Origin of the sequence: Hymenobacter sp. H14-R3, assembly GCF_030063445.1 — a bacterium.
GTDB lineage: Bacteria > Bacteroidota > Bacteroidia > Cytophagales > Hymenobacteraceae > Hymenobacter.
Map to the genome: position 1 here is coordinate 398,973 of NZ_JASITD010000001.1, position 21,272 is coordinate 420,244.

Annotated in this window: 21 protein-coding genes; 5 read left to right on the top strand and 16 right to left on the bottom strand. The window is 60.4% G+C overall.

Going from position 1 to position 21,272, the window contains the following annotated elements; all coding sequences use genetic code 11:
- Positions 1–7: 7 nt before the first annotated feature.
- From uppS to QMK33_RS01860, 11 genes are all read right to left on the bottom strand, one after another.
- On the bottom strand, positions 8–754 hold the full coding sequence (gene uppS / locus QMK33_RS01810) for an undecaprenyl pyrophosphate synthase (RefSeq protein WP_283562832.1): 747 nt from the start codon (positions 752–754) through the stop codon (positions 8–10).
- Positions 755–908: 154 nt separating this feature from the next.
- Positions 909–1,607, bottom strand: a complete 699-nt coding sequence (gene porG, locus QMK33_RS01815) for a type IX secretion system protein PorG (protein WP_283562833.1) — start codon at positions 1,605–1,607, stop codon at positions 909–911.
- Positions 1,608–1,714: 107 nt separating this feature from the next.
- Positions 1,715–2,608 (bottom strand): DUF6089 family protein, encoded by an 894-nt coding sequence (locus tag QMK33_RS01820; protein ID WP_283562834.1) that lies wholly within the window; start codon positions 2,606–2,608, stop codon positions 1,715–1,717.
- A gap of 135 nt (positions 2,609–2,743) precedes the next feature.
- Positions 2,744–3,643 (bottom strand): NAD kinase, encoded by a 900-nt coding sequence (locus QMK33_RS01825; protein ID WP_283562835.1) that lies wholly within the window; start codon positions 3,641–3,643, stop codon positions 2,744–2,746.
- Positions 3,644–3,668: 25 nt separating this feature from the next.
- On the bottom strand, positions 3,669–5,174 hold the full coding sequence (locus QMK33_RS01830) for a BamA/TamA family outer membrane protein (protein ID WP_283562836.1): 1,506 nt from the start codon (positions 5,172–5,174) through the stop codon (positions 3,669–3,671).
- A gap of 63 nt (positions 5,175–5,237) precedes the next feature.
- Positions 5,238–5,915 (bottom strand): CBS domain-containing protein, encoded by a 678-nt coding sequence (locus QMK33_RS01835; protein WP_283562837.1) that lies wholly within the window; start codon positions 5,913–5,915, stop codon positions 5,238–5,240.
- Between the two features lie 224 nt (positions 5,916–6,139).
- Complete coding sequence (locus tag QMK33_RS01840; RefSeq protein WP_283562838.1) at positions 6,140–6,943, bottom strand: alpha/beta fold hydrolase; 804 nt, start codon at positions 6,941–6,943, stop codon at positions 6,140–6,142.
- Positions 6,944–7,052: 109 nt separating this feature from the next.
- Positions 7,053–7,667 carry an anthranilate synthase component II gene (locus tag QMK33_RS01845; protein ID WP_283562839.1) on the bottom strand — a complete coding sequence of 205 codons (615 nt, stop codon included), beginning with the start codon at positions 7,665–7,667 and terminating at the stop codon, positions 7,053–7,055.
- A gap of 33 nt (positions 7,668–7,700) precedes the next feature.
- The gene (locus QMK33_RS01850) at positions 7,701–8,222 is read right to left on the bottom strand and encodes a CvpA family protein (RefSeq protein ID WP_283562840.1); all 522 of its coding nucleotides are present in this window, start codon (positions 8,220–8,222) and stop codon (positions 7,701–7,703) included.
- Positions 8,223–8,312: 90 nt separating this feature from the next.
- Entirely contained in the window at positions 8,313–8,774 is a 462-nt protein-coding gene (locus QMK33_RS01855) for a GatB/YqeY domain-containing protein (RefSeq protein WP_283562841.1), read from the bottom strand.
- 38 nt (positions 8,775–8,812) lie between these two features.
- Positions 8,813–9,832 (bottom strand): hypothetical protein, encoded by a 1,020-nt coding sequence (locus QMK33_RS01860; protein ID WP_283562842.1) that lies wholly within the window; start codon positions 9,830–9,832, stop codon positions 8,813–8,815.
- Between the two features lie 153 nt (positions 9,833–9,985).
- Here QMK33_RS01860 and QMK33_RS01865 point away from each other — a divergent pair, with 153 nt between their 5' ends.
- Entirely contained in the window at positions 9,986–10,702 is a 717-nt protein-coding gene (locus QMK33_RS01865; RefSeq protein WP_283562843.1) for a pyridoxine 5'-phosphate synthase, read from the top strand.
- A gap of 69 nt (positions 10,703–10,771) precedes the next feature.
- On the opposite strand, the gene QMK33_RS01870 is transcribed toward QMK33_RS01865, so the two are convergent.
- Entirely contained in the window at positions 10,772–11,608 is an 837-nt protein-coding gene (locus QMK33_RS01870; protein ID WP_283562844.1) for a class I SAM-dependent methyltransferase, read from the bottom strand.
- A gap of 210 nt (positions 11,609–11,818) precedes the next feature.
- Between QMK33_RS01870 and QMK33_RS01875 the strand changes: the two genes are divergently transcribed.
- The gene (locus QMK33_RS01875; protein ID WP_283562845.1) at positions 11,819–12,781 is read left to right on the top strand and encodes a hypothetical protein; all 963 of its coding nucleotides are present in this window, start codon (positions 11,819–11,821) and stop codon (positions 12,779–12,781) included.
- A gap of 136 nt (positions 12,782–12,917) precedes the next feature.
- On the opposite strand, the gene QMK33_RS01880 is transcribed toward QMK33_RS01875, so the two are convergent.
- The gene (locus tag QMK33_RS01880; protein WP_283562846.1) at positions 12,918–14,492 is read right to left on the bottom strand and encodes a DHA2 family efflux MFS transporter permease subunit; all 1,575 of its coding nucleotides are present in this window, start codon (positions 14,490–14,492) and stop codon (positions 12,918–12,920) included.
- Between the two features lie 81 nt (positions 14,493–14,573).
- On the opposite strand from QMK33_RS01880, the gene QMK33_RS01885 reads away from it, so the two are divergent.
- On the top strand, positions 14,574–14,927 hold the full coding sequence (locus QMK33_RS01885; RefSeq protein WP_283562847.1) for a four helix bundle protein: 354 nt from the start codon (positions 14,574–14,576) through the stop codon (positions 14,925–14,927).
- A gap of 127 nt (positions 14,928–15,054) precedes the next feature.
- Here the strand turns inward: QMK33_RS01885 and QMK33_RS01890 are convergent, their stop codons facing one another.
- The 3 genes from QMK33_RS01890 to QMK33_RS01900 form a co-directional block, all read right to left on the bottom strand.
- Positions 15,055–16,140, bottom strand: a complete 1,086-nt coding sequence (locus tag QMK33_RS01890) for an HlyD family secretion protein (protein ID WP_283562848.1) — start codon at positions 16,138–16,140, stop codon at positions 15,055–15,057.
- A 133-nt stretch (positions 16,141–16,273) separates the two neighbouring features.
- Positions 16,274–16,663 (bottom strand): universal stress protein, encoded by a 390-nt coding sequence (locus QMK33_RS01895; protein ID WP_283562849.1) that lies wholly within the window; start codon positions 16,661–16,663, stop codon positions 16,274–16,276.
- 148 nt (positions 16,664–16,811) lie between these two features.
- Positions 16,812–18,182, bottom strand: a complete 1,371-nt coding sequence (locus QMK33_RS01900; protein WP_283562850.1) for a TolC family protein — start codon at positions 18,180–18,182, stop codon at positions 16,812–16,814.
- A 210-nt stretch (positions 18,183–18,392) separates the two neighbouring features.
- On the opposite strand from QMK33_RS01900, the gene QMK33_RS01905 reads away from it, so the two are divergent.
- Complete coding sequence (locus QMK33_RS01905; protein WP_283562851.1) at positions 18,393–20,540, top strand: sigma-54-dependent Fis family transcriptional regulator; 2,148 nt, start codon at positions 18,393–18,395, stop codon at positions 20,538–20,540.
- 238 nt (positions 20,541–20,778) lie between these two features.
- On the top strand, positions 20,779–21,162 hold the full coding sequence (locus QMK33_RS01910; RefSeq protein WP_283562852.1) for a hypothetical protein: 384 nt from the start codon (positions 20,779–20,781) through the stop codon (positions 21,160–21,162).
- Positions 21,163–21,272: the final 110 nt, after the last annotated feature.

A 21,272-nucleotide genomic window follows, 5' to 3' on the forward strand; every position in this document is an offset into this window, starting at 1 on the left:
GTAAAAATCAGGATATCGACAGCTGCTCGCTGGTTTTACCAAAGCGGCGCTCCCGGCCCTGGTAAGCCAGCAAGGCATCGCGAAAATGGCTGCGCCGAAAATCGGGCCACAGCACGGGGGTAATATAGAGCTCCGTATAAGCGAGTTGCCAAAGCAGAAAATTACTAATGCGCTGCTCGCCACTGGTGCGGATAAGTAATTCGGGGTCAGGCATTCCGGCCGTGGCCAAGTAGTTCGTTACAGTTTGCTCGGTTACATCGGCGGGCTTCACTACGCCGGCCGCCACGTCGGTGGCTAGGCGTTGTGCTGCCTGGGTCAGGTCCCAACGGCCGCTGTAGCTCAAAGCCAGCACCAACGTCATGCGGGTTCCTGCCTTAGTTAGCTCTATCGACTCGGCTAGCTCACGCTGGCAGCTGTCGGGCAGGTTGCTTACCTGCCCAATAGCCTGCAGGCGCACACTATTCTTGAGCAGCGTAGGCGTTTCCTTGCGAATAGTATGCACTAACAATTGCATGAGCGCCGTCACCTCAAAAGCCGGACGACTCCAGTTTTCGGTAGAGAAAGCATACATTGTCAGGTACTTAACCCCTAGCTCGGCAGCTTCCTCCACCGTATCGCGCACCGCCGTGATACCACTTTGATGCCCAAACACACGCAGGCCGCCCCGCTGCTTGGCCCACCGCCCGTTACCATCCATGATAACGGCCACATGGGCTGGAATATTAGAGAGGTCGATTTCGGACCGTTCGGCCATTGTTGCGGTTTGCGTATAAGAGGCCGCAAGTTACGCAAAGGGTTGCAGTATACCCCTGCCCCGGTAAATAACCAAGGAAAAAAGCCCTTCCGGTTACTTGCCTAAAGTATTTATACTAAAAAGGTTACCTTAGCAATTGCCCCACGACATTCGTTTAGCGCAGCAGCTTCTTGTCGTTATTATAAGGAGTGGGGCAGAGTATTTTATAAAAGGTATAAGACAAGCTGATGCCCGAATAATAATACCAATCCTGGTCGTGGCTGTTCACGAGTAGCGGTGACTGGTCGCCGGTATGGTCAAACTGGTCAGTGAAGGTCTTGCGCGCGCCTATTTCTGCTCCCAGGTTGAAGTGCTCGTTGAGCGCAATTTTTATCCCCGCGCCCGCTGGGATAGCAATACCCACTTTACTGCCCTGCCGGTTGAAATCGGCCTGTAAGTCAGGGTTATCGCTACGCACGGTTGTATTGGCGAAGTACACGCCTAGCCCGGCAAAAAGATAGGGGGAGAAATGCGCGCGGTGCTGGTCCTTACGCCTGTGGTAGTCCAGGAAATTATACTCCACTACACCCGAGGCTTCTACCAGGCCGCCCGTCAGCCGTAGCTGGCGATATTGCTGAAGCGGGGGCGTGGTGCCCCCTACGCCTTCCACATTAGCATCGGTGGCCCGCAAAAAGCCGGTGGTTAGGCTGGCGCGCAGCGTGACGGGCGTGGATATATCGCGGCGGTAAAACACCGTGAGGGCCGGCCGGCTATTCTGCCACTGAAACTGGGGCGACACCTCACCTTTGTAGTTGGTGGCCCCCACCCCAATACCTAGCTCGCTGGTATGCTGCGCGAAAGCAGGAGTGGCCAAAAAAAACGCACTCCCCGCCAGCAGCAAGCCAGCAGGGAGTGCGAAGGGAAACCGGAAAACGGTCATGCAGCAGACTGTAAAATGAATGTCCAGCCAGCCGATGAGGCCTAGCGGAACTTGGGGTTCTTGATTTTGGGGTTCAGGATGTAGTTGAGCGAGAAACCGGTCACCGTGTACCAGTCCGTCTTGCCCTGGCCACGCTTGGCACCCGGCAGGAAGCCACCGGCACGTCCGGTAGTTGTGTTGGTAATGCCACCGGGGATAACGCCACCATTGTAACCACCAAAGTACTGCGCATCGGCCGAAGCACCAGACAGGTTAGCGTAGTTGCTGCTCACGTCATCCAGGTACCCAGTGAACGTTTTGCGGAAACCAATTTCAAAGGAAGCATCCAGGTTGCGGTTGATGCGGTAACGCACACCACCACCAAATGGTATAGAGAACTGGAATTTGCTATAATCAACACCTTCCGTTTTCAGCGCCTGCAAATCGACGTAGGTACCGTTCTGGTTCTTGCCCTCGGGGCTGTGGTGGAAGCCCGCAACGCCACCGAAAACGTACGGCACGAAGTCGGGACGCTTGAGGTAGTTATTACGGTTCTCGATGAGGTCAACAATAACCACGGCTGAAGCTTCGTAGATATCGTTGCGGAAGTTCATATTCCGGGTATAGCGGTAAATCGCATTTGCATCGTCGGGCTTGGCATTCTTGTTGTCTTCGGCCGTGATGCGACCATAGGCAACGGCAAAGCGGCCCGATATGCGGGGGAAGAAGCGATGCGTGATATTGAGGCCAATGTTGGGCCGGGTATCGCCGGCGTGAAACGAGGCAAAGTTGGTGGCCGGGTTGAGGTCACCAAAGTAGTTCATAGCATTAAGGCTTACACCAATAGTGGTGTACTGCTTACGCTTGCTGAACTGCTGGGCTTCGGCATGCTGCGTCGAGCCTAGTAAGGCAATTCCTGCAAGCAGAGCCGTAGAATATGTGAAAAACTTAGTCATAAGGCGCAGTGTAGAGAGTTTGTCGAGCAAAGGTGAGGCGCGAAACGGGGAAGAACGTGGTTCGCAGCGAATACAAAAGTAAGGCCTAAAGGGAACTAAAAAAATTTACATAATTTTTTCGTACCGCTTTTTGCACTATTTTAGCCGGGTAGCCGTCGCCGAATTACGGCGGTCAAGGCCCCAGTTTAGCTTGTTGCGCAAAGTACTTAAGAAATTGACGTGATTAAGTTTAACTAGCCGAGCGTTGAAATTTTCACGCCGAACGGCCATTTGCACGCTCGCTTCGATAGGAACGGAGCGCGAATCGAGCGCTAATAGATAGCTGGTAGCACGTCCTTCTATCTCAAAGGAAATAACACTTTGGTCAGATACGATAAGTGGGCGAACATTTAAATTGTGGGGGCATACGGGCGCAATGATAAAATTGTTGGTTTGCGGCAACATTACAGGGCCGCCACAGCTGAGTGAATAGCCAGTAGAGCCCGTGGGCGTCGAAACGATAAGGCCATCAGCCCAATAGGAATTGAGGTATTCGCCGTTGATGTAGGTGTGCACGGCAATCATGGAAGAAGAGTCGCGCTTGAGAATGCTGAACTCATTGAGCCCAAAATTCAGGTCACCAAATACGTCAGGGTCGGTATCGACGCGCAGCAGGCTGCGGTCTTCGAGGGTAAAGTGGCCTTTGAACAGCGCATCGATTGCTTGCAGGATATGGTCGGGGTTGATGGGCGCCAGAAAGCCCAACCGGCCGGTGTTGATACCGAGGATGGGAATCTGGAGCGCGCCAACGTAGGTAACGGTGTCAAGTAACGTGCCATCACCGCCGATGCTGAGCACAAACTGCACGCCGCGGAGCGAGTCGCCGCGCCGGAAGCTGCCCGTGCCAGGGGGTAGGCGCAGGCGGGCATCCATGTACTCGCGGAACGCCTCCACCACGATTACCTCGGCTCCGCGGGCGGCCAGCTCATCGAGCATGGCTTGCAGGAAAGGCCCCACTGCCTCGTCAAATGGCTTACCTAAGATAGCGATTTTCATAACAAAAGCTTAATATACAGGGCACTTAGATGGGAAATGAGGTTCGCAGAAAAATTCCCGTGGTGGGATAAACCGTGAGGGTCCGCGTCAGTTCAAAGCAAAAAACCCGGTCGTAGTACGTTACCAAATGTAGGCCCAGGCCCACTGATGCCAGCAACTGGCTAGGTAGCTGGTTGCTGGCCGGCCGATGCCAGCCTAGCTCGCCCCCGGTTAGGCCGGCATCGGCAAAGGCATTGAGGTACATGGCTAGAGGCAATGTGTTGACTTTGGGGTCATTAATAAACGGGATGCGCAGCGGCGGTGGGGCCCAGGCGCGTAGGCTCAAGCCTTGCTGCACCAGGCCGTAGGTGCGGCCTGCTACCACGTAGCGGTCGTAGCCCCGCACCAGGGCATCGTAGCCGAAGCTGCGCGCATCGGCGTAGGCGAGGCTGGGGGCAAACAGGCGGGTTTGGGCCGCCAGGCCCACGGCGTAGTAGAAGCCATGCCCTAAGCTGAGGTAGCGGGCGTAGTGCGCCCGCGCCGTGGCGTAGGCAGGCGAGCGCTCGGGGCCCACAAATTGCCGGACCGTGAGCGCGGCCTGCAAAAACTGCCCGGTGAGCGGGTAGGCGAAGGTATTACGCTTGTTATTAGTGGTTATCAGGCTGGCTTCCAGGTACTGGCGCTGCTGCAAACCCAGTAAGTAGTTAGGATTGAGGGCGTAGATGAGGTCGCTGACCTGCTCACGGTGGAACGATACATCGAAGGCTGAGCTCAGCTGCACGGTGTGACGCAGCCGCAGGCCGCCCGATACGTAAAAGCGCTGAATAGGAAAGGCATCGGTTTCGGCTTCGGGCAGGCCCTGCAGCCGGTCGTTGAAGGTATTGTAGTCGAGGTTGCGGCTTTGGTAATACGAAATGCCGAAGCCCACGCCCACCCGCCGCCGCCGGCCCAGGCCCGGTGCTTCGTAGAACAGCTCGTACTTGCGGTTGAAGCCCAACTGGATATTGGCCGTAAGCTGCTCGGCGCGGCCCCGAAAGTTGGTATCGGTGAGGTGCAGGCCATAGTCGAGGCGCTGCCAGCGGTCGGCGCGGTCAAGCCAGGCGTTGAAGTTGGCCGCGGCCAGCGAGAAAATGGGCGTGGGCAAAATATACCACCGCTCCTGCACGCTGAACAGGATGGTGAGCTGGCCCGTACCCCCGCAGCTAGCCTGCGCCAGTACGGCATGAAACAGCTGCAGGTTATAGAGCCGCCGCCGGTTGGCTTCGAGGCGAGCGGGCAGGTCGGCCACTACCAGCGAGTCGCCCTCGTGGATGTCGAGCTCAGCACGCAGCGTGCGCTCGCGGGTGCGGCCATTGCCGGCAAACAGAATGGCGGACACCCGAATTTTGGCGCCGGGGCACGCCCCCACCCGCACCAGCGTGTCGGAGGGGGCTACTACCGGGGCCAGGGCGGGCGGGCGGCGCTCTTGGCTCAGCTCGCGGAGGCTGTCGGGCGGCAGGGCCGGGGGCAGACGCGTTTGGGCCTGCGCAGGCCGCAACAGCCCCAATCCCAAAAGGAGCAACCAGCTTAGCGCATTAAAAAAAGGAAGCCGGCGGCGGTAGTTCACCCCGCAAAGTTAGACGCTGAGGTAACGCAGCAGCGCGTCGAAACGCTCTTGCTCGCCCTCGTCTACGGCGGGCGCGCCGCTGAACTGCGCCGACACCACGTAGCCAAACCGCTCTAGCGTGGCCGTGATGCGGGCTAGGTTGTCAGTGTTGAGGCGCAACGTGAGCCGGATGCGGTAGGGGTCGTGCTCATCGGCAATAACGTGGGCCGAGAGAATCTTGGCGTTGTTCTCCTCCACGTAGCGGCTGATTTGCGAGAGCGAGTAGTCGCGCTCCTCCATGGTCAGCACCAGAATGCTGCCTTGGCCCGACGGGCCGGGCACGGGGCCGAAGGCGGCCAGCGCGTCGCTCACCGTTACCACGCCCGCGTATTCGTGCTGCTCGTCGAGCACGGGCACAAGCTGAATCTTTTGCTCAATGGCCAGCTCCATCACGCGGTAGAAGTGCTGGTCGTGCTGCACGTGCACGTTGCCGTAGCCCAGGGCCAGGTCGGCGAGCTGGGTATCGGGGTTTTCGTAGTCGGCCAGGTCGTGCTCTGTGATGAGGCCCCGGTACTGGCGGCCCGCCACCACGGGCAGCTGGCCCACGTGAAATTCTTCCAGCCACCGGGCGGCCTTGGCCGTGGTATCGGTAGCCTTCAGTGGCGGAATCATCTGATTGAGCAGGTCTTCGGCGAGTAGAGCAGGCATAGATACACGGGCTAAATAGCGGGTAATGAACAGTATACCAGCCAACCAGAAACAACCCGATACCCACCAGTAGCAAGTGGGCTTCGGCGCAGCTTTTTGCCTGAGGGCCAGCGGCTGCCGGGCAAAAAACGTGGCGTGAGGATATCGAAGGTAGGACTACGAAGGGGGGAGAAAGGTTGCCCTCCCGGAACAAAAACCGCGCCGGTCCTCGACCAGCGCCTCAGCTAGCGCGCTGAATGGGTGGCAATTACGAGCGAGGGCTGGGCGGCGGCGGTGCGGTGCAGGAAGCGGCGCAGGTAGCGGTTGAAGCCGTGGGGGCGCTCCATCATGGGGGCGTGGCCGCAGTGGTCGAGAAAGCCGAGCTCGACCTGGGGCAGCAGGCGCTCAAAATCGTGGGCTACTGGCGGCGGGGTAATGGTATCGTTGAGGCCCCACACGAGCAGCACGGGCACGGCAATGCGGTCCAGGTCGCCGGCCAGGTTGTGGTGCTGGGCCGAGCGCGCAATACTAATCATACGCAGGCACTTGGCGTTGGAGTTGGTAACGGCAAACACCTCATCGACCAGCTCCTTGGTAGCCACGGCGGGGTCGTAAAAGGTATAGCCCACGCGCTCGCGCACAAAATCGTAGTTGCCGCGCTTGGGGAAGGAGCCGCCCATGCCATCTTCAAACAAGCCGCTGCTGCCGGTGAGCACCAGGCGACCCACGCGGCCGGGGTTGCGCAAAGTGTATACCAGGGCTACGTGGCCGCCCAGCGAGTTGCCCAGCACCGTGAACACGGGCGGCAGCCGCAGCTTTTCTACAAAGCTGGCCACGTACTCGACCAGGCCGGGCACGGTGGCTTGCAGCAGGGGCATGTCGTACACGGGCAGCACCGGGATGATAACGCGGTGGTCAGTCGAAAATTCGGCTACCACCTCTTCCCAGTTGCTGAGCGCGCCAAACAGGCCGTGCAGCAGCAGCAACACGGGCCCCTGGCCCTCGTCGACGTAGTCAAACCCGTGCTGATGCTGGCGGCGAAGTTCCATATGCGTGCTGGGGGCTGGTTGTGAAGCGCTTGGCTGGCGGCTCGGCGAACCTAGGCTTGCGAGGCCGGCTTAGGTGCGTAATCAGGTACGCAAAAATCAGGAAACCGACTTATGCAATGTTACAACAGGTCATCCAATTTGCCAGCCAGCGCCGGCCGTGGGGCGTGAGCAGGGCCTCGGGGTGAAACTGCACGCCGTAGAGCGGCAGCGTGGCGTGGCGCAGGGCCATGAGCTCGCGGTCGGCATCGGCCGTCACGGCCAGCGGGCGTAGGCTGGCCGGCAACGTGCTGGCTTCCAGGGCCAGCGAGTGGTAGCGCGTTACGGGCTGCCGCCGGGGCAGGCCGGCCAGCCAGGGGTCGTTGCCGAGCAGCTCAATCTCGGATACCTTGCCGTGCATGGGCCGGGCGGCCCGGCGCAGCGTGGCCCCAAAAAACTCGCCCAGCGCCTGCTGCCCCAGGCACACGCCCAGCATGGGCAGGCGCTGATGGTAGTGCGCGATAACGGCCAGCAGGTTGCCGGCCGAGGCGGGCGTACCGGGCCCCGGCGACAGCACGATACCAGATACATCCAGGTTATTTAACTCGTTGATTGACAGATTATTACGACGCACCAGCACGTCAGCTCCCAGCTGGTGCAGGTAGTCGGCCAGCGTATGGGTAAAGGAGTCGAAGCTATCGAGCAGCAGAATTTTCAACGTACCTACTTCGGGTTGAGTGATTAGCAAGCATCGCTCGGCACAATCCATTGGTTAATCAGCTTACATAGCAGCCTTTAACCGGGCGAGCAGGCCGCGGGCAAAGGGCAACGCATACGCCGTGAGCTGCAAGGCCAGCGGCGTGGCCCGCACCACCCACGGCAGCACCACCGAGCCCGCCGTGAGGCTGGGCGCCAGCAAGCTGAGGCCCGCCAGGGAGGTGCCGTGTAGTAGCAAACTCAGGCCCAGCAGCCACTTGATGCCCCCGGCGGCGGCCCCCAATAAGTTATCGAGCACGCCGAGCGGGGTGAGGTGCACGGCTTTCTTCACCAGGTTGCCGAGCAGGTGCACGCTCCACATAATGAGCACCAGCACCAGCAAAAACGCCACCAGCGGCAGCAGGCCAAACAACTCGCCCACGTAGCCGCGCACCACTGGAATGGCGGCGCTCAGCAGGCTGAGGCCGCCCACCACGCTCAGCACAAAGGCCAGCAGCGACACCGCCTCCAGCACCAGCCCGTGGCGGTAGCCCCGGAAGGTGCCTACAGCCAGCGGCAGCAACAGCAGCAGGTCGAGCGGAGTCATGTTTGGTTGCTTGGCAAGCAGGCATTTAAAATGAGGAATGAAATACCTTTAGGCGGCTATGCTAACTTCCTCATTCTAAATGCCTGATTATTAGAAGTTGGTGTTATTCAGCAGGTGGCCAACTACTTCGGAGATGCGCTTGCCATCGGCCTGGCCGGCCAGCTCGCGGGCGGCACCCATCACTTTGCCCAGGTCGGAGGGGCCGGTGGCGCCCACGCGCTGGATAATGCCGACGAGCCGCTCTACCAACTCAGATTCGGTGAGCTGCTTGGGCAAAAACTCTTCAATAATGGCGAGTTCGGCCCGCTCGGTTTCTTCGAGGTCGGAGCGGAACTGCTCCTTATAGGTAGCTGCCGAGTCGCGGCGCTGCTTGGCGGCTTTGATGAGCAGCTTCTGCTCCTGGTCGGCGGTGAGGCCGGCGGTGCTGGCACCTTCGGCCGTTTCGGCCACCAAAATTTGCGATTTGATGGAGCGCAGGGCCGTGAGGCGCACTTTGTCTTTGGCCAGCATGGCTTGTTTGATGCCGGCGTCGATGGTTTCCTTGAGAGGCATTTTGGGGAGGAATTAGGGCGGGTTAGCGCGTAAAGAAATTAAGCAGGTAGCCCGGCTGCGGCGATGAATTGCCGGGGCTGGTCGAAGTATACGGCTACGCGCTGCGCCGTACGGCGGATGCCATACGGGCCAGTGACTACCACTGGCTCGGCAAAGGTCAACAGGAGATTGGGAGTAGCAAACAGCAGCTTGCTCAGGCTAAGGATGCCCGTGCCAGGGTCCGGGGCCTCCCGCAGCACTTCGGCGGCTAGCAAGCTGGCCCGCGGCACAGTCAGCTCCCACACAAACCCAATGCGAATGCGCAGCTCGGTGGCGGTGAGCAGCGTGGGCTGCAAGCGTACCGCCTGGGCATGGCCCACCAGAAATACGATACCGTACAAGTCTAAAAACAGCAGCCACGGGGCCAGGCGCGGGCACCAGTGCTGCGCCAGCAGGTGCACGCAGGTGGCTTCGACCGTGAGCACCGCCGCCGCAGTGGCAACCAGCGCCATAAACCCTGACTCGCGGTAGCTGCTGAAAGCCGTGGCCCGGGCCGGGGCTCGGGGGGCGGCCCACCAGCCCAGGCCGGCGTAGCGCAGCACAGTGAGCTCGGCCAGCAGCAGCTCGCCTACGGGCCCTAGTGCCCGCACAGCAGCCTGCACACTGGGCCAGATGCGCGGCTCCTGCGCATAGGCGGCCCGATAGGCCCGCACGAGGCGGCGGGCCCGCCACGCCGCCAGCCCCAGGGCAGTTGCTTCGAGCAGGGCGGGCAGCAGGTACAGGGCGCGCAACGGGCCCTGCTGGGCGGCCGGCAGCAGCCAGCCAGCCAAGGCCAGGCAAGCGCCCAGCACGGCTACCAGGCTAATGGGCGACAAGCGGTAGGGCCGCACTACCAGAAAGTAGAACAGCACGGGCACGCCCACCAGCAAATCAACCGTCACGCCCACGGAGAGCGCCGGACGCTGGCTAAATGCCGCCCGATGGATAATGGCGTTTTCGATGCCCACCACCAATATGGCCAGCAGCCCAAAAAGTAGCACCGGACCTAAGCGAACAGGAACGCGAGACGAACTAGTCATGGTCTGGCTGGTTTGGGTAGGTAGTGAAAGCTGGGCGCTGTGCAACACGCAGCCGGCCAGCAAATGTACCTTGCACTGCCCACGCCACCCACCTCGGGCAGCCAGCCCGCGCAGCGGGCGTATCTGCGAAACTCGTTTAATCCGTTTGAATCTGTGGTTAAGTTAAGCGTCAACATCAACAAGATTGCCACCCTGCGCAACGCCCGGGGCCTGCACGCCCGCCCCGACCTGCTGCAAGCCGCCCGCGACATTGAGCGCTTTGGGGCCGAAGGCATTACCGTGCACCCGCGCCCCGACGAGCGCCACATTCGCTACGACGATGTGCGCAACCTGAAGAGCGTCGTTACGACTGAACTCAATGTGGAGGGCAACCCCACGCCCGACTTCCTGGCCCTGTGCCGCGAGGTGCGCCCCGAGCAGGTGACGCTGGTGCCCGACGCGCCCGACGCCATTACCTCCAACGCTGGCTGGGACGTGGTGCGCCACCAGAGCTTCCTGCGCGATGTGGTGGCCGAGCTCAAAAGCCACGGAGCCCGCGTGAGCATTTTTCTCGACCCCAACCCGGCCCTGATTGCTGCCGCCGCCAGCACCGGCACCGACCGCATTGAGCTCTACACCGAGGCCTACGCCCGCTACTACCCCACCGACCGCGCGGCGGCGGTGCTGCCCTACCGCGCCACGGCCCACGCTGCCGTGGCCGCCGGCCTGGGCCTGAATGCCGGCCACGACCTCGACCTCGAAAACCTGGCCTACCTGGCGCAGGAACTACCTGGTTTGCAAGAAGTAAGCATCGGCCACGCGCTGGTGGCTGATGCGCTATACCTGGGCCTGGAAAACGTAGTGCAGCTGTACAAGCGGCAGCTCAGGTAGCGTGGACTCTGCGAGTCCGCGCGTGGGGTGTTCGGGTATCGTGCCACGCGCGGACTCACAGAGTCCACGCTACATCCTGATTTCCACGGTAAACTGGCCGGGGTCGGCCAGGGGGTCGGGGGCCTGGGCGGGTAGCGGCTGGGGTGAGTAGAGCGCGCACAGCGTGTTGCCGACCTGTACTAGCTGGCCGGGCAGGCCGGGCGGCAGGCCATCGAGCAGCCCGGCCAGCACCTCCCAGCGGGGCTGGCCGGGCTGACGGCTAGCATCGTGCCATACTACTGTGGTAGAGGTACTTACCAGGTACTCAAATACGCGGGCCGTGTCGCGGCGCACGGCTTCGTAACGGTGGTCGCCATCAATAAAAACCAGGTCGAATGGCCCGGCCTCGCGCTGTAAGCCGGCCAGGTCGAACGTGGCGGAGTTGCCGTGCAGGTGCACCACGTGGGGGAGCGGCTGCGAGAAATGGCCGTGCAGCTCAATGTAGCGCTCGGGCAGTTTCAAGGCGCGCATTTCGGCGGGGCTGAGGTTGAGCGTGTGCACGCTGGTGGCCTCGGCAGCCACGTTGGCGGCGCTTTCGCCACGCCAAGTGCCGATTTCGAAGTAGCGGCAGGCCGGGTGCTGCCGGGCCAGGGCGCGCAGCAGCAGCAAATCGGTAGGTAGCGAGCCGCCATCGCCGAAGGCAAACGGCGCTACTGTGCGGGCGGTGAGGGGCGCGGTGGGTGGCACGAAGTGCGCGAACGGCACCAGCGGCAGGCCACCGCCCGCCAGGCCAGGCCAGCGGCCGGCGTGGGCCAGGGCGCGGGCGCGCCAGGCGGGCACATCGGCGGCCAGCACTTCGGTGAGCAGGGCGGGGGTACGGGCCAGGGCGGCCAGGGCGCGCAGGGCAATGGTGAGGCGGGAAGGCACTAAAAAAGCATTAGCCAAAGACGCTGCAAGATAACCGGCTAGCTCCCTAGTCAGCTTACTGGCGGCCTGGCTCGCTGCCCCACCCTGGCACGCTCCTTGCGCGCCACCTAGCCGGCCGTACATTGCGCCTTCATTTACTTTTTAGTTACAATCATAGTGCATTCACGTAGTAATCTGGCCTTGGGCCTGGGGCTGCTCGCTGGCCTTGGCATGGCATCCTGCAACCGCTCTGAGCAGGGCGAAAACACGGCTGGGAAGGGCGATTCCCTCACCACCGCCAACCAGCCTACCCCCATTGATACCGTGAAAATTAAGCGCATGGCTTTGCAGCGCGACTCACTGAAGGCCGACAGCATTGCCCGCAAAACGGGCCAGCTGCCGGGCGCTATTCTGCCGGGGCACCGCATTATCGCGTTTTATGGCAACATTCGTTCGAAAGGCATGGGTATTCTGGGCCGCGAGCCCAAAGCCCAGATGATGCGCAAGTTTGACAAGGTGCTGGCCGAGTGGCAGGCCGCCGACCCCAGCATTCCCGTAATGCCGGCCATCCACAGCGTGACCATTACGGCGCAGGGCGCGGCGGGCTCCGATGGCAAATACCGCCTTATGAACTCGAAGAGCACCATTGAGGAAACCCGCGCCTGGGCCAAGGAGAAAAACGGACTGCTGTTTATGGATGTGCAGGTGGGCCTCAGCGACTTGCCTCACGAGCTGCCCAAGCTGGAAGAATACCTCAAGGACCCAACCATTCACCTGGGCATCGACCCCGAGTTTGCGATGGCCACCAAAAACGCGCGGCCCGGCAAAAAAATCGGCACCTACGACGCCAAGGACGTGAACTACGCCATCAACTTCCTGGCCCGCATTGTGAGCGAAAACCATCTGCCGCCCAAAATGCTGATGGTGCACCGCTTCACGCAGGGCATGCTCACCAACTACCAGAATATCAAGCTCGACCCGCGCGTACAGGTAGTGATGGACATGGACGGCTGGGGCAGCCCCACCCTCAAAAAGGATTCCTACAAAGCTTACGTGGAGAAGCAGCCCGTGCAATACACTGGCTTCAAGCTCTTTTACGAATACGACATCAAGCCCAAGGGCTCGCACCTGATGACGCCCAAGGAAATACTGACCGAGCTAAACCCCGTGCCACTATACATTCAGTATCAATAAGTTGCTTTGATACCAGCCAGCAACAAAAAGGGCTTCCCGCATAATGCGGGAAGCCCTTTTCTATAACCTAGTGCCTAACAATGGTCACCTAAATAAATCACTTATACAGCATGGTTTGCAAAATGCGGGCCACGTTTTAGTGCGCCGCGTTGAGGTCCATTTTTTCGCCGGGCTGGGCGCGCTTCACCAGTAGGATGAGCGGCAGGCAGGCAATGAAGAAGAAGCCCAGGGTAGTGAATATCTGCGAGTAGGTGATGATGGATACCTGTTTCATCAGCACCCCTTCGAGGGCGGCGTAGGCCTGCTGCTGCGCCTGGCCGGCAGAGAAGCCCTTGGCCATGAAGCTCTGGGTAAAAGCCTGGATGCGCTGCACCGTTTCGGGGTTGTAGAGCGAGATGTTGGGCAGCAGACCCACCCGGGTACTGGCCATGCTGCGCTCGAGGTACGTGCCCACGATGGCCACCCCAAACGAGCCGCCGAGCTGGCGAATCATGCCGGTGAGACCGGCTGCCTGGCCCGCATCTTTACCCTGCAAACCGGCCAGACTCATGGTGGTGATGGGCAGGAAAATGAGGCCCAGGCCCACGCCGCGCGTAATCAATGGCCAGAAGAAGTCACCCTGACCAGCGGTGGGCGAAATTTTGGCGCTCATCCAGAACGTAAAGCCAAAGAAGATGGTGAAGCCCATGCCCAGCAGTAGTTTTTGGGGCACGCCATTTTGCAGCGACTTGCCAATAACCGGCATCATGAAGCCCGAAGCCAACGCCCCTGGCAGCAGCAACAAGCCCGTTTGGGCGGCCGAGAAGCCCAGGATGCGCTGCGTAAAAATCGGCAGCACAAACACCGAGGCGAACAGCCCGAACCCTAGCACAAACGATAGGAACGCACCCACCGCCAGGTTGCGGCTCTTGGTGAGCACCCGCAGGTCTACGATGGGCTTCTCGGCCGTTAGCTCGCGCCAGATAAAGCCGATGATGCCCACGGCGGCCAGCGTCGCAAACAGCATGATTACCCTGCTGTCGAACCAGTCCTCGGTTTCGCCCTGCTCCAGCACGTATTGCAGCGAGCCCACACCCAGCACCAGCAGCCCGATGCCGGCCCAGTCAATCTCACGCAGCTTGCGCGGAATAGCGTTTTTAATGCGCTCGGGGTCGCGGATGAATAGGACGGTGAAGATGCTGGCCAGGATACCTACCGGCACGTTCACGTAGAAAATCCAGGGCCAGCCGAGGCTGCTATCCACGATGTAGCCGCCGAGCGTGGGCCCGATGGTGGGCCCGATGATGACCCCCATCCCGAACAAGGCTTGGCCTAGGGCCAGTTGCTTGGGTGGGAAGGTATCAATCAGGATGGCCTGCGACGTAGCCATGAGCGCGCCGCCGCCCACACCCTGAATGAAGCGGAACGCCACCAACTCCCAGATGTCGGTGCTCTGCCCGCAGGCAATGGAGGCGAGCGTGAAGATGATGACCGACGTGAGGTAGTAATTGCGCCGCCCAAACTGCTCGGCCAAAAAGCCGGTCATCGGAATCACAATCACATTGGCGATGGCGTAGGCCGCCACCACCCAGCTTACTTCCTGCTGCGTGGCCGAGAGGTTGCCCATCATCTGGGTCAGGGCCACGTTCACGATGCTGGTATCAATCAGCTCCAGCAAGACGCAGAGAACTACCGTAACCACGATAATCCACTTTTTAAATCCGGTTTCCATTCTGTGAATGAGTGAATGAGTGAATGAGTGAATGAGTGAAGTAGCTTAGCCGCTTCTTGCTCAGACCTCAGTGTAGTAGTAATGGATAATAAGGAGGCTTTTGCGGGGGCTTTTCGGGCGCGCACCAAAATGGCCTCGCTGCGCATTATATGCTTGTATCAGCAGTTGCCTCGCACGGGCGAGGCCGCCATAATTGGCAAGCAGCTTTTGCGCTCAGCTACTTCGGTAGCAGCCAACTACCGCGCTGCCTGCCGGGGCCGGTCGGGGGCCGAATGGTACGCCAAGATGTGCATTTGCGTGGAGGAAGCCGACGAAACGCATTGTTGGCTTGAGCTACTGGGCGATGCCGAAATTTTTCCCAAATCGAAACTCGCCGCCCTAGAGCAGGAACACCTGGAAATAATATCTATCCTAGCCACCGCCTGCACATCATAATAAAGGGAGGGAATTACAAATGAGTGAGTTGTGAATGAGTGATTTTTACAAGAATAATTTACTCATTCACAACTAAAAACTCATCCGCAACTAATAATTCACTCATTCACAACTCATTCATTCACAATCATTTAACTGCCACAATCGCGTTCACACTCATGCCGGCGCGCAGGGGGTGCTGGGCATCCTCCTTATCGAGCACTATTTTGACGGGCACGCGCTGAGTCACTTTCACAAAGTTGCCGCTGGCGTTGTCGGGGGGAAGCAGAGCGAAACGGGCACCCGTAGCAGCCGACAGTGACTCGATGTGTCCCTCAAACTCCTCGCTAGGGTAGGCATCTACCTCAATCTTAGCTTTTTGGCCCACCTTCATATTTTCAAGCTGGGTTTCCTTGTAGTTGGCAATCACCCAGGTTTTACCGCTCGATACCAAGCCGATGAGCTGCTGGCCGGGGCCTACTACTTGGCCGGGCTGCACATTTTTCTTGCTCACTACGCCATTGGCGGGAGCCGCGAGGGTAGTGTAGCTCAGCTGAAGCTTGGCGTTGTCGAGGTCCGACTGGCGCTGCTTCACCACGGCCTGGGCCACGGTGATTTGCTGCTGCGCGGCCACCACCTGCTGGCGGGCCACCGATACCTGGTCCTGAGCGGTGCTTTGCTGGGCGGTGGTCATTTTCAGGTTGGCGGCCACGGCGTCGTAGTCGCTTTGCGGAATAATGTCATCCTTACGGAGCTTCACGCTACGGGCCAGGTCTTGCTGCAAGCGCGTCCGGCTGGCCGCGCTCACGCCAATGGTGGTTTGGGCGGTGCGCACGTTGGCCTGGGCGGTGCCCACGCCAGCGCGGGCGGCTATTACCTGGGCCTGGGCCGCCACGAGGGCCGCCTCCATGGCGTTCACGCGCTGCTGGTAGTCCGACTTGTCGATGGTGACGAGCGTGTCGCCCTTCTTCACCACCTGGTTGTCATTGACATACACTTTGATAACCGGCCCGCCTACGCGGGGAATGATAGGGTACACGTCGCCTTCTACGGCCGCGTTGTCGGTGCTTTCGTGGGCCTGCGAGTACTGGTAGCGCGTCCAGCCGAAGTAGCCACCCGCCAGCAGCACCAGGGCTAAAATAATAAAAACTAGTGGGTTACGCTTTTTGGGTTCTTCGAGCGGCTCGGCAACAGCGGTCGGCACTTCGTCGTGGGGTTGGGTTTGGGTAGCCATATTTTTGAGCTGTTAGCTATTAGCTGTTAGCTACTAGCCTGTTAAAAATGGTTGGAAGAGTTTACGGGGACTAGAACAGAAGAAAGGACGAAAAAGCCAGCAGCCATCGGCTAATAGCCAGCAGCCCGACAAGCTATTCGCGCACGAGCAGCGTGGGGCAGGGCGCGGTGCGCACCACCGTTTCGGCGGTGTTGCCCATCAAAAAGCGGCTGAGGCAGGTTTGGCCGTGCGCCCCAATCACGATGAGGTCGGCGTGGTGCCGCTGGGCTTCGGCCAGGATGCTGGGGGCTGCCTCACCCTGCACTGTGGTAGTGCTCACGCGGCGGGCCCCGGCCGCCTCGGCGGCGGCCCGGTGGGCATACAGCTCGGCCTCTATGCCAGCAACGGCCAGCCCGGCCGGCTCCTGCACGTAAAGCAGGCGCAGCTCGGCTCCGGTGCCCACGGCCAGCGCGGCGGCATAGGCCACCAGCGCCACCGAGGCGGCCGAAAAGTCAAGCGGACAGAGGATGGTGGTGAGGGTCATTATGGGTGAATGAGTCAGTGAGTTAGTTAATGAATGAGTAGGTTATGTATGGGCAGTGAGCGGTGAGGGGACGGAGTATTCTTATATACTTCATTCCTGCCCCAATTACTTCACCCACTTAATCAACAACTTATTCATTCACAGCTGATTACTGCCATATTTGCTCGCCGGTGGCGCGGCGCAGCTGGTACTGGCCAAGGGTATAATTGTACATGGCCTGGGCGCGGGCTAGGCGCGACTGCGAGAGCTGGGTTTCGGCATCGAGCACGTCGAGGTTCTGGCCCACGCCGTAGCGGTAGCGGCCCTCGGCGCGGGTGAGGGCGTCGGTGGCCTGGGTCACCTGCTGCAAAGCATTGTCGTAGCGGGCCTGGCTGAACTGCATGTTATTAACGGCCTGGCGCACATCAGCGCGAATCTGCTCCTGGGTGTCAGCGGTACGGGCCTGGGCGGCGCGGTAGCTGGCGGCGGCCTCCACACGCTGCTTGCGGTTGCGGCCCCCGTCGTAGATGGGTACCGACAGCTGGGCCTGCGCCACGGTATTGAACCGGACGTCGTTGATGGTGCCGGTGGGTAAGATGTAGCCGTTCTTGCCGCCCACCTGCGCGCCCACCCCCAGGCTGGGCATATTGCTGCGGTTAATGAGCTTGGCCTGTAGCTCGGCAGTGTTTTCGGCATCGCGGCTGAGCTTCACCTCGGGGCGGTTTTCAGCGGCTTTAGCCAGTTCGGCGGCCAGGTCCACGGGCCGCGGCTCGTAAGCCAGGCGGCCCTTCACCGGAATATCGGTTTGCTGGGGCTTGTGCAGCAGCCGCGCCAGCTGCACCTGCTGGTTGAGGAGCTGGTTTTGCAAATCGAGCTTGGAGTTTTCGGCCTGCGTGATGCGCACGTCGGTAGTCGTGACGTCAAATTTGGTGCTCACGCCGGCATCCACTCGTTTCTGCATTTCGTTGCGGTGCGTCACCAGCGAGGCAATCTGCTGGTCCTGCACCCGAATGCTCTCGCGCATAAACAGGATGTTGTAGTAGGTCTGCGCCGCGTTGAAAGCCAGGTCGCGCCGGGCCACGATGATGTTATCCTGCGCCGTTTGCACCTGCGAGCGCGAGAGGTCCGTGCTGGCCCCGCGCTTGCCAAAGTCGAACAGTTCGTACTGCGCCGTAATGTGCGCGTCGAAAACATTGTTGGGGGCAAAGCGCAGTTCCGGCCCGTTGCCAAAAGAAGTGTGCGACACTGGCGAGAGGTGCGAGTAGGCAGCCGTGCCCGTAACCAAGGGCAGGAAGCCGGCCTGAGATTGGGCCAAGCGGCTGGAAGCGGCGTTGGCCAGCTCAGTAAGGTTAGCCACGCCAGGGTTGGCATCAAGCACTGCTTGCACAGTACTGCCGAGCGAAAGTGAGTCGCTGAGCACGCCAACGGACTGATTAGCAGCGGGCAGGCCAGGCAGGGTTTGCGCCAGCGCGGGCTGCGTCAGCAGCGCGCCCGCCAGGGACAGGCCCGCAAAACCGGCAAGTTGATATCTAGAAAACATAAGCCAAGTGGCGTAGTAGTGTGAACTAGGCTTACCCAATGCTGTGCCAATAGGTTACAGCCGGGTTTATTCGGGGTAACTAGCTTGTTATGTGTATTTTAGGGTTAACAGGCTCTTATTTGCCCAATGAATAAACATTACCTTAAACAAAGGGTTTCCTCATATAACAGGAATCCCTTCTAAAATACTTCCCTTTCGGTATCCGTTGCTATGCTCGCGCCCAACCCCGACGAATCGCTGCTGCTGCACCTCAACGAGGCCATTGCCACCATCCGCGACAAGGAAACCCTGTTTCGGGTCATCACCAACAAGCTGCGGCTCATCTTTCCGTTTGACCTCATCGGTATCAATGTCTTTGATAAAGAATTAGTTAATAAGCGCTTGTTTTTGCGCAGCTACGTAGGCGGCCCCGCCGAAAGCCTGCCGGTTGATGCCTCTTCAACTGTTTTCTCACCCATTGCCGGCTCGCCCGTCGAGCAGCTGGTGGCCGACCCACACCTGCGCCACATCACGCTACAAGAATACGCGGCTGAATACCCTGATTTTGAGCCTTTCAACAAGCTGCGCCGGGAGGGCATCAACTATATGACTACCGTGCCGCTGCGGCTGGGCGGGCGGCTCACGGGCTTCCTTATTTTGGCCGCCGCCCGCCGCCCGGCCCTTTCTGCGGCCGATGAGCACCTGTTGCTCAGCATTGGCTCGCTGGTGGCCGTGGCTGTGGGCAACACGCTGGCCTTCGAGGACATAGCCCGGCGCGAAGGGGAGCGCACCATGCAGCTGGCCATTACCAATGCCCTGCTCAGCATCAAGCAGCGCGAGCCGCTGTTTCGGGCCGTGGCCGAGAGCCTGGGGCAGGTGGTGCCGTTCGACTACTTCGGCATTCGGGTGCTGCGCACCGGGCCAGCCAAGGATTTTGAGGCCTTTGCCGAATTTTCGCGGGTGGGCACCGGCGACTTTGTGGCCCTTGCCCTCGACCGCCCCCCGGTTGAGGGCGATGCGGGCATCTACTTGCAGCTCAGCAGCTTGCTGCAAGCGCCCGGCGTGTATGCCGGGGCCGAGTTCCACGCGCTGGCCGTGCGCTACCCGCGCCTGCGCTACGTGTATGATCACTACGGCACGCGCGCCCTGCTGGTGGCCCCCATCTGGCAGCGCCCCGACAGCCAGGCGGTGCTCACGCTGGCGGCCACTAACCCCGAGGCTTTTACGGCTGATAACCAGTCCGTTATTCAGTCGCTGGTGCCGCAGATTGCGCTGGTGCTCGAAAACCTGTTTGCCTTCGAGCAGATTGAGGAGCTCAAGGCCCAGGTGGAGCAGGAACGCACCTACCTCATCGACGAAATCAATACCGACCGGCCTGCCGATGGCCTCATCGGCACCAGCCCGGCCTTGCAGCAGGTGCGCCAGCGCATTGCCCAGGTGGCGGGCACCGATGCCACGGTGCTCATTACCGGCGAAACCGGCACCGGCAAGGAAGTAGTGGCCAGGGCCTTACACCAGGCATCGCCCCGCCTGGGCCGGGCCCTGGTCAAAATCAACTGCGCCGCCCTACCTGCGCAACTAATTGAAAGCGAGCTGTTCGGCCATGAAAAAGGGGCTTACACCGGGGCCGTGGAGCGCCGCATTGGCAAGTTTGAGCTGGCCAACGGCGGCACCATTTTTCTGGATGAGGTGGGCGAGCTGCCCCTCGACCTGCAAGCCAAGCTGCTGCGCGTGCTGCAAGAAAAGGAGTTTGAGCGCCTGGGCAGCAACCGCGTGCTGCAAACCGACGCCCGCGTGCTGGCCGCCACCAACCGCGTGCTCGAAGAGGAGGTACGCGCCGGTCGCTTTCGAGCCGACCTCTACTACCGGCTCAACGTGTTTCCCATTCACCTGGCCCCGCTGCGCGAGCGCCCGCAGGACATTGCGCCCCTGGTGCAGCACTACCTGGCTACCCTCAGCAAGCGCCTGGCGCGGCCGCCGCGCGCCATCCGGCCCGCCGACCTGGCCGCGCTGCAAGCCTACGCCTGGCCCGGCAACATCCGCCAGCTGGAGCACGTGCTGGAGCAGGCCATTATTGTGAGCCAGGGCCCGTGGCTGGAATTCGGGGGCTTTGCCGCGGCCCCCACGCTGCTGGCGCTGCCGCCCACGGCCGCACTATTGCCCAGCGAAACAGCCCCCACCGCCGCCACCAATGCTACCAACGCGCCCCTCAAAACGCTGCGCGAGCAGGAGCGCGACCATATTCTGCTGGCGCTGCACCGCACTGAGGGCCGCGTGAGCGGCCCCAGCGGCGCGGCCCTGCTGCTGGATATCAATCCGAAGACCCTGGAAGCCCGGATGAAGAAGCTGGGCATCCGGCGCACCGTGGTGGCGGGGTGAGCTGACATTATCGGCGAGTTTTCACTGATTTTTAGCCCATAAAAAACTGCTGTTTACCTCCGCTTTGTGTCGCTTCACTTTAGCCCCTTACTTTCCGATGCGAGATAATTGCTTTAACATACTAATAACCAGTATTTTATCAATAACTAGCAGTAGTTATGCCGCCGCGCAAACCACTGATACTCACAACCTTGCTACCGATACACTTCAGCCAGCCAACGCCAGCTACTACTTGCCTGTGACCCGCATTCGCACACTGAAAGGCCAGATGCCTTACGTGTTCCTGCGCGAATCATCGGACGGGCAAAGCAAAATACTCGAGTTTACCTGGCGGCACCCACTTGCCCTGCCCCGACCTAAGCCACTCATTATCAGGCTTTCCCAAATAAAATGGGTGGTGATGCAAGGCAACTATTACGAGCCTGTCCGGCTACTTGAGGGCGATGTGCAAACGCTGGCCTGGCGGCGGTTGGCAGGCCCACGAGTGGAGCTGTTTGATATTGCCTGGCCCAAAGCCAGGGCAATATCCTTCGTTCCCATCGTTGGGCAAGCCGTAGACCTGCTGGCCAGGCGCGACAGCAGCGACTACCAACATAGCTGGCTAGTGGTTGAAAAACATTAGATAGTCGGGTATAATTTAGCAAGTTTGATGCGAGCATCGGCCGTTTTGAATTGCCAGTTGCGGGGCTTGGGCCGCGCATTCTGGCGGTCTTGCCACTGTTCTACCACTTG

What these genes read in the sequence shown, in the direction of transcription:
- uppS (WP_283562832.1), bottom strand. Translation starts at nt 754, where the DNA reads ATGGCCGAACGGTCCGAAATCGACCTCTCTAATATTCCAGCCCATGTG.
- QMK33_RS01820 (WP_283562834.1), bottom strand. Translation starts at nt 2,608, where the DNA reads ATGACTAAGTTTTTCACATATTCTACGGCTCTGCTTGCAGGAATTGCC.
- QMK33_RS01825 (WP_283562835.1), bottom strand. Translation starts at nt 3,643, where the DNA reads ATGAAAATCGCTATCTTAGGTAAGCCATTTGACGAGGCAGTGGGGCCT.
- QMK33_RS01835 (WP_283562837.1), bottom strand. Translation starts at nt 5,915, where the DNA reads ATGCCTGCTCTACTCGCCGAAGACCTGCTCAATCAGATGATTCCGCCA.
- QMK33_RS01840 (WP_283562838.1), bottom strand. Translation starts at nt 6,943, where the DNA reads ATGGAACTTCGCCGCCAGCATCAGCACGGGTTTGACTACGTCGACGAG.
- QMK33_RS01850 (WP_283562840.1), bottom strand. Translation starts at nt 8,222, where the DNA reads ATGACTCCGCTCGACCTGCTGCTGTTGCTGCCGCTGGCTGTAGGCACC.
- QMK33_RS01855 (WP_283562841.1), bottom strand. Translation starts at nt 8,774, where the DNA reads ATGCCTCTCAAGGAAACCATCGACGCCGGCATCAAACAAGCCATGCTG.
- QMK33_RS01860 (WP_283562842.1), bottom strand. Translation starts at nt 9,832, where the DNA reads ATGACTAGTTCGTCTCGCGTTCCTGTTCGCTTAGGTCCGGTGCTACTT.
- QMK33_RS01875 (WP_283562845.1), top strand. Translation starts at nt 11,819, where the DNA reads ATGGCATCCTGCAACCGCTCTGAGCAGGGCGAAAACACGGCTGGGAAG.
- QMK33_RS01880 (WP_283562846.1), bottom strand. Translation starts at nt 14,492, where the DNA reads ATGGAAACCGGATTTAAAAAGTGGATTATCGTGGTTACGGTAGTTCTC.
- QMK33_RS01885 (WP_283562847.1), top strand. Translation starts at nt 14,574, where the DNA reads ATGGATAATAAGGAGGCTTTTGCGGGGGCTTTTCGGGCGCGCACCAAA.
- QMK33_RS01890 (WP_283562848.1), bottom strand. Translation starts at nt 16,140, where the DNA reads ATGGCTACCCAAACCCAACCCCACGACGAAGTGCCGACCGCTGTTGCC.
- QMK33_RS01895 (WP_283562849.1), bottom strand. Translation starts at nt 16,663, where the DNA reads ATGACCCTCACCACCATCCTCTGTCCGCTTGACTTTTCGGCCGCCTCG.
- QMK33_RS01900 (WP_283562850.1), bottom strand. Translation starts at nt 18,182, where the DNA reads ATGTTTTCTAGATATCAACTTGCCGGTTTTGCGGGCCTGTCCCTGGCG.
- QMK33_RS01905 (WP_283562851.1), top strand. Translation starts at nt 18,393, where the DNA reads ATGCTCGCGCCCAACCCCGACGAATCGCTGCTGCTGCACCTCAACGAG.